Annotated in this window: 1 protein-coding gene; it reads left to right on the top strand. The window is 66.8% G+C overall.

Going from position 1 to position 2138, the window contains the following annotated elements:
- On the top strand, positions 1-2006 hold a 2006-nt coding region (locus tag ACESUZ_RS10005), incomplete at its 5' end, for a C39 family peptidase (protein ID WP_373199901.1).
- Between the last annotated feature and the right edge of the window lie 132 nt (positions 2007-2138).

Genomic DNA, 2138 nt, shown 5'->3' with positions numbered 1-2138 from the left:
GGCTACATGTCTCCGGTCGAGTTCAGGGAGGCGGGGCTGTCCCTCCCGGAATCGTCCAAATAGGTGTTGCCAATCCAGGCTCGCCGGCGGGCTCGTCGTTCTCGGGCGGGGTCCTGACGCTCGGCTCCGAGAGGGGGCCCGTGCTGGGCTCCATCGCCGCGACCGTCGACAACCTCGAGTCCGACGGGTCGGTCGGCTACCGCGGCCTCCTGCTGGGCTCCGGCTGGCAGGGGGAGCTCAGCTCCGACGGGGCGCAGCTCGGCGCCTCGGGCGGCGGGCTCCAGCTCAAGGCCGTCCGCTTCGAGCTGTCCGGCGGCCTCGCGGAGCGCTATGACGTCTGGTACCGCTCCTGCGACTCCGCGCGCGGCTGGCTCGGCTGGGCGAGCGCCGGCGAGCCCTCCGGCGTCGAGTCCGGCGCCTCGGGGCTCACTGCCGTCCAGGTCGCCCTCGTCGCGAAGGGCTCCGCCGCCCCCGGTCCGGCCGAGGGGGCCTACGTCTCCGGCGCCGCCTCCGGCCCGTCGCTCGTCCTGCAGGGCCATGTCGCGGAGCGCGGCTGGCTGCCCGCGGTGGGCGGCGGCGAGGACGTCGGCACGACCGGCAGGGGCCTCGCGCTCCAGGCGGTGCGCGCCTCCCTCGAGGGGGCGGGCGAGGGGAGCTCCGTCTCCGTCGCGGCCCACGTGGCCGGCATCGGCTGGCAGGACGCCGCCTCCGCCCCCTCCTACGCCGGCACGGTGGGGCAGGGCCGCGCCGTCCAGGCCGTGAGGGTGTCCCTCTCCGGCCCCGTCTCCGATTCCTACGACGTCTGGTACCGCGTCCACGCGGCGGGCTACGGCTGGCTGGGCTGGGCCAAGGACGGCGAGGCCGCTGGCACCGAGGGGCTCGGCGTCCAGGCCGAGGCCCTCCAGGTCGTCCTCGTCGAGAAGGGCGGCGACGCCCCCTCGTCGGGCGCCCCCGCCGAGCTCTCCGTCCCCTCGCTCAGCCTCAGGGCCCACGTCTCCGGCGTCGGCTGGCAGCCCGCCGTCGGCAACGGCGGCACCGCCGGCACCACCGGCCAGGCCCGCGCCGTAGAGGCGATCGCCGCCGAGGTCTCCTCGCCGGTCTCCGGCGGCCTGTCCTACAGCGCCCACGTCTCCGGCATCGGCTGGCAGGACGAGGTCTCGGGCGGCGCCCTGGCCGGTACCACCGGCCAGGGCAGGGCGGTCGAGTGCGTGAAGATGCGCCTGACCGGCGGCCTCTCCGAGTACTACGACGTGTGGTACCGCGCCTACGTGCAGGACTACGGCTGGCTCGGGTGGGCGAGCGACGGGGCCCGCGCCGGCACGACCGGCATCGGCTATCGCGTCGAGGCGCTCCAGGTCCGCATCCTCGCGAAGGGCTCGGCGGCCCCGGGCCCGACGGACGGCGCGTACAGGGACCGCCCATTGCATCCGAATTCGGTTGTCCTCAACGTTCCTTGTACAATGCAGAACCCTGAGCTTCCGACTGGCTGCGAGTCCGTTGCATTGACCAATGCGCTTAACTATTACGGATTTGGTTTGGGTAAAACCGTCATTGCAGACGCGTATATGCCTAAGAGCAGTTGGGATTTTGTTACGGCGTTTTGGGGCAATCCTCATAGCGCTTCGAATGGAAACTGCATATCTGCTCCCGGACTGACCAACACCGCTAATTCTTTCTTGATTAGTAGTGGCAGTAGTTTGCGAGCCTACGATGTGACTGGTACTGGTTTCTATGACCTTTATTCGTACTTGGAAGCCGGGCATCCCGTTATTATTTGGTCGACGATAGGTATGCAAAACCTGGGAAGTTGCTATGCGACTCAGGCTTACGGTGGAAGGGTTTATCGAACCTATACCAACTCTCACACCGTTGTTTTAAGAGGCTTTAATCGCTCCCTAGGTACCGTTTACATTGCCGATTCACTCGCTGGCTATGTCTCTAACTCAGCTCAGCGCATTGCTTCGCTATACTCGCAACGAGGAGCTCAGGCGGTCGTCATTAAATAGACGCCGTCGAAGTCGAAGGAAGGTGGAATCGTGAAGCGTCTCTTAGATGTGTCCGTTTCTAATATGAGAAAGCCATTGTCAATAGGCATGTTCGTTCGAGCCCGGTTTGAAACCGGGCTTTTTCGTTTCCCG

The sequence above is a fragment of the Collinsella aerofaciens ATCC 25986 genome (genome assembly GCF_964239575.1).
In the GTDB taxonomy this organism is placed as follows: domain Bacteria; phylum Actinomycetota; class Coriobacteriia; order Coriobacteriales; family Coriobacteriaceae; genus Collinsella; species Collinsella aerofaciens_BQ.
This window is presented reverse-complemented; position numbering and strand designations above follow the sequence as displayed.